Source organism: Micromonospora sp. NPDC047753, assembly GCF_040642735.1.
GTDB lineage: Bacteria > Actinomycetota > Actinomycetes > Mycobacteriales > Micromonosporaceae > Micromonospora.
The window spans coordinates 1-4,598 of sequence record NZ_JBEYSL010000517.1 but is presented as its reverse complement, the minus strand read 5'-3'; the positions used below and the strand labels follow the sequence as shown (position 1 = coordinate 4,598).

At 71.5% G+C, this 4,598-nt stretch carries 6 protein-coding genes and 1 pseudogene; 3 read left to right on the top strand and 4 right to left on the bottom strand.

Annotated elements, in window-relative coordinates; all coding sequences use genetic code 11:
* The 3 genes from ABZ749_RS29885 to ABZ749_RS29875 form a co-directional block, all read right to left on the bottom strand.
* A partial coding sequence (locus ABZ749_RS29885) for a RidA family protein (protein ID WP_357233644.1) occupies positions 1 to 286 on the bottom strand: 286 nt, incomplete at its 3' end.
* Complete coding sequence (locus ABZ749_RS29880) at positions 283 to 438, bottom strand: DUF4177 domain-containing protein (RefSeq protein WP_007466198.1); 156 nt, start codon at positions 436 to 438, stop codon at positions 283 to 285. The genes ABZ749_RS29880 and ABZ749_RS29885, both read right to left, overlap by 4 nt.
* 44 nt (positions 439 to 482) lie before the next feature.
* Complete coding sequence (locus ABZ749_RS29875; RefSeq protein WP_355006001.1) at positions 483 to 965, bottom strand: hypothetical protein; 483 nt, start codon at positions 963 to 965, stop codon at positions 483 to 485.
* A gap of 592 nt (positions 966 to 1,557) precedes the next feature.
* Between ABZ749_RS29875 and ABZ749_RS29870 the strand changes: the two genes are divergently transcribed.
* The 3 genes from ABZ749_RS29870 to ABZ749_RS29860 are packed head-to-tail and all read left to right on the top strand — an operon-like array spanning position 1,558 to position 4,348.
* A complete protein-coding gene (locus tag ABZ749_RS29870) occupies positions 1,558 to 2,139 on the top strand; it encodes a hypothetical protein (protein ID WP_357233646.1) in 582 nt (193 codons plus the stop codon).
* A gap of 26 nt (positions 2,140 to 2,165) precedes the next feature.
* Positions 2,166 to 3,143 carry an ArsA-related P-loop ATPase gene (locus ABZ749_RS29865; RefSeq protein ID WP_357233642.1) on the top strand — a complete coding sequence of 326 codons (978 nt, stop codon included), beginning with the start codon at positions 2,166 to 2,168 and terminating at the stop codon, positions 3,141 to 3,143.
* A 53-nt stretch (positions 3,144 to 3,196) separates the two neighbouring features.
* Positions 3,197 to 4,348, top strand: a complete 1,152-nt coding sequence (locus ABZ749_RS29860; protein WP_357233640.1) for an ArsA-related P-loop ATPase — start codon at positions 3,197 to 3,199, stop codon at positions 4,346 to 4,348.
* A gap of 6 nt (positions 4,349 to 4,354) precedes the next feature.
* On the opposite strand, the pseudogene ABZ749_RS29855 reads toward ABZ749_RS29860, so the two are convergent.
* A pseudogene (locus ABZ749_RS29855) lies at positions 4,355 to 4,598 on the bottom strand (WhiB family transcriptional regulator); the annotation flags it as partial.

The following is a 4,598-nucleotide window of genomic DNA, read 5'->3' as shown; positions in this document are numbered from 1 at the left end:
CGGTCACCTTGACCACCTTGACCACGTTCTCCAGGCCGACCAGCGAGTCGACAGCGGCCAGCGCGTTGAGCCCGCACCGCTGGGCCAGATCCTTCGCCTGCTCGGCGGAGATCCCCGCGCCGACCTTGCCGGTCGCCAGCAACTTGCCCTCGGCCATCGGCAACTGGCCGGAAACGTACACGTGCTGCCCGGACTGCACGGCCGGGACGTAACTGGCTACCGGCGGCACGACCTCGGGCAGTTCGAGACCCAGCTCGGCGAGCTTCGCGTGCGGACCGTTGCTCACGCCTTGGGCCGCTTCAGGTAGGCGACCAGCTGGTCCGGATTCGGGCCGGGGACCACGGCGACGAGCTCCCACCCGTCCTCGCCCCAGTTGTCGAGGATCTGCTTGGTCGCGTGGACCAGCAGCGGGACCGTGGAGTATTCCCACTTCTGCATCGCTGAAGGGCTCCCTCTCGGTGCGGAATTGTTCGAGGGACAGCCTACGGTCCGCTGGCCGGACGAGGTACGGGACGCTGCTCCGGCGCGGCCGGCAGCTCCCCGCAGCACCCTTCGTGCTCGTACCCCTGGGGGCAGCGGGACCGGTCGGGCAGCAGCAGGTCACAGAAGACCCGGTGCCGGTTGTTCTGATCGTCGGCGTTGGAGACGGTGGTCTCGCCGGCGTCCAACTCGGGCAGGAAGCCAAGGGACACCGCGACCCGGCCGGCCAGCACTGTCGCCGCCGCCAGATTCGGCACCCGGATCGGCAGGTGGATGACGAAGCCCGGCTCGTCGTCCTCGCGGGTCCGCTCGGCGGGCTGGCTCGGCACCCGGGCCGTCTCCGCCTGCTCCGGCATCCGGCGGTACGACCGTTCGTTGATCGGCTGGTTGGTGACCTGCCCGCCGGCCTCGACCACGGACCCGAGCCGGCGAGGCCGCTCGTTCGTCGGGAACTGGGTGCGAGGGATGTTGTCCGCGTCGCGCATGCACTGCCTCCGGTCGTACCTCTCGGACCATGCTTCCGGCCCGGACCCATTCGTCCGTTCCGGCCCCCCGCACGGGGACGAAGGTAGGTCTGTGGCCGCGGTCCCGCCAACAGGACGCGCACAAGAGGTCATCAACAGTCACATATGCGACACACCGCAGGTCGGAGGCCCGACACCGAAACCGGCGCGGGTACCGCTCACCGGATCGCCGGCCCGCTTCGACAGGCAGCGGCGACACCGATCCGGTCATCGACCGCTACCCTTCCGGTCGGACGGTCGCGCAGCGCCCGGCCGCCCGCTCGATCACGCTCGGCGCCAGGGGTGGCGGCGGGCGCCGCACCCCTGGGGGAACGACATGACCCACCCGCCCAGCGGCGACCAGGCCGGCACACCCGCTCACCCGCCGGCCCACCCGGATCCCGCCGGTCAGCCCGGCGCGCCGACCATCCCCAGCCAGCCGACCCCCGCTCCGCCGCCCGGGCAGCTCGCTCTCCCCGCCTCCCCCGCCCAGCCGGCACTCCCCGCCGCCCCCACCTCACCGGCCTTCCCCGGGCAGCCCAGCGGCCCCAGCCAGCCGGCCTTCCCCGGGCAACTGGGCGGCGCCGGGCAGCCGGAAGGGCCTGTCGGCCCCTCCTCGGCGGCCGCACCGACGCAGCCGGGTGCCCCGAACTCCTCGTCGATCCCCCCGGCCCCGCCGGCCTATCCGCCCTACCAGGGCACGCCCGCGCCGAAGAAGAAGCGCGGTCTGCTGATCGCGGCGATTGCCCTGGTCGTGATCATGGTGCTCTGCGTCGGGGGTGGCGTGGTGGCCTTCCTGACCCTGCGCGACGCCGAGACCGGCGAGGGCGCCAAGGAGCCGGCGGTCGCCGTCGACGAGTTCCTCACCGCGGTCTACAAGGATCGCGACGCGACCAAGGCGGCCGGTCACGTCTGCGCCGCTTCCCGCGACGACGACAAGATCGCCGCGAAGGTGGCCGAGGTGGAGAAGTACGCCTCCACCTACCAGAACCCGCGCTTCCGGTGGACCACCCCGAAGGTGGACAACCAGACCGGGGAACGGGCCACCGTCTCCACCCGGCTCACCATGACCACCGCCGACGAGAAGGTGGCCGACCAGGAGTTGCGCTTCACTGTGGTGCAGAAGACGGGTTGGTGGGTCTGCGAGGTCGCCTGACCGCCCAGCCTGGATAGGCTCGACGGGTGTGTGCAGCTGAGCGTCCGATCGACCCGGCCGGTACCGGGTGGCCCGCCCGTCTCCACGTGGTGACTGGCAAGGGCGGCACCGGTAAGACCAGCGTGGCGGCGGCGCTGGCCATGGCGCTCGCCGCCGGCGGCCGGCGCACCCTGCTGGTCGAGGTCGAGGGGCGGCAGGGCATCGCCCAACTGTTCGGCATCGAGCCGCTGCCCTACGAGGAACGCCACCTCGCCGACGCGCCGGACGGCGGTGAGGTGCGCGCGCTCGCCGTGGACGCCGAGGAGGCGTTGCTCGAGTACCTGGACATGTTCTACAAACTGGGCGCGGCGGGCCGGGCACTGCGCAAGCTCGGCGCCATCGACTTCGCCACCACCATCGCGCCCGGCCTGCGGGACGTCCTCCTCACCGGCAAGGTGAAGGAGGCCACCACCCGCACGAACGGGCAGCGGCGCGCGTACGACGCGGTGGTGCTGGACGCCCCGCCGACCGGGCGGATCGGCCGGTTCCTCAACGTGACGGCGGAGACGGCCCGGCTGGCCAAGGTGGGCCCGATCAAGACCCAGAGCGAGGGGGTCGCCGCGTTGCTGCGGTCCCCGATGACAGCGGTGCACGTGGTCACGCTGCTGGAGGAGATGCCGATCCAGGAGACGGTCGACGCGATCGCCGACCTGACCGCCCTCGGCTTCGGCGTCGGGAAGGTGCTCGTCAACGGAGTCCGACCGCCGCTGCCCGCCGGAGCGGCGGTCACCGCCGCCGAGTTGAAGCGCGGGCTGGTCGCCGCCGGGCTGCCGGCCGATCGGGACACCGTGGCCGGGTTGCACGATGAGGCGCGCGACCAGCTCATCCGGCGCGAACTGGAAGATTCGCTCCGCGCCGACCTGGTGGAGTTGGGGCTGCCGATGATCGAGCTGCCGTTGCTGCCCGACGGGGTGGATCGGGCTGGGCTCGCGACGCTGGCCCAGGCCCTCGTCCGCGCCGAATGACTCACACCTGAGCGCAGCACGGGCGCGCGGACCCACCGGCCCGATACGCTCGATTGGTGCCTTCCGAAGACGCGGCGCCGCAGCTGGACGTCGACCAGATCCTCGCCGACCCAGGCGTGCGGATCGTCGTGTGCTGTGGTGCCGGCGGAGTGGGAAAGACGACCACGGCCGCGGCGCTGGCGCTGCGGGCCGCCGAGCACCACGGCCGACGCACTGTGGTGCTCACCATCGACCCGGCCCGCCGGCTGGCCCAGTCGCTGGGCCTGACCGAGCTGGACAACACCCCTCGCCAGGTCAAGGGGATCGACGTCGAGAGCACCGGCGGCGAGTTGCACGCCATGATGCTGGACATGAAGCGCACCTTCGACGACGTGGTGTTGCAGCACACCGACCCGACGAAGGCCGCGGAGATCTTCGCGAACCCGTTCTACCAGGCGATGAGTTCGACCTTCGCCGGCACGCAGGAATACATGGCGATGGAGAAGCTGGGTCAGTTGCACGCCCGGGGCGAGTGGGACCTGATCGTGGTGGACACTCCACCGTCCCGCTCGGCACTGGACTTCCTGGATGCGCCGGCTCGGCTCTCCCGTTTCCTCGACGGCCGGATGCTGCGACTGCTGCTGGCTCCGGCGCGCAGCGGCGGGCGGAGCATGTTCAGCCTGGTCACGGCCTCGTTCGGGATGTTCTCGAAGGTGGTGCAGAAGGTGCTCGGCGCGCAGCTGCTCACCGACCTGTCCGGCTTCGTGGCGGCACTCGATTCGATGTTCGGTGGTTTCCGGCAGCGCGCCGAGCAGACGTACCGCATCCTCCAGGCTGGGGAGACGGCCTTTCTGCTGGTCGCGACGCCGGAGCCGGACGCGGTCCGGGAGGCTGCCTACTTCGCGGGCCGGCTGCGCGACGAGCGGATGCCGCTGGCCGGCCTGGTGCTCAACCGGGTGCACCGCCCGGCGGTCCCGGCGCTGGACGCCGAGCAGAGCCAGGTCGCCGCCGAGCGGCTGACCCAGCTGGGTGGGCATGAGGCCACCGCCGACGTGTTGCGGGCGCACGCGGCGTTGGCTCGCCAGGCGGTACGCGAGCAGCAGGTCGCCGCGCGCTTCACGGAGGCCTTCCCTGCCGTGCCGGCGGTTTCGGTCACGGCGCAGCCCGCCGACGTGCACGACGTCGACGGGCTACGGACGATCGGCGCGGCGATCAGCCGGTCGTGACCGGCGTCAGTTGGTCGCGCTGACGAGAATCTTGTCCTTGCCGGCCTTGTCCTTGCTGTTCTTCTTCATCGCGGCCTCGAACATCTTGCGCCAGCTCGTCACCTGGGGGTGACGACGCAGCAGCGCCCGCCGTTCGCGTTCGGTCATGCCGCCCCACACACCGAACTCGATCCGGTTGTCCAGCGCGTCGGCCAGGCACTCGTACCGAACAGGGGCAGCTCCGGCAGATCCGCTTCGCCACGTTCTGTTC

Coding starts and splice junctions, on each gene's coding strand:
- ABZ749_RS29875 (WP_355006001.1), bottom strand. CDS start 965: ATGCGCGACGCGGACAACATCCCTCGCACCCAGTTCCCGACGAACGAG.
- ABZ749_RS29880 (WP_007466198.1), bottom strand. CDS start 438: ATGCAGAAGTGGGAATACTCCACGGTCCCGCTGCTGGTCCACGCGACC.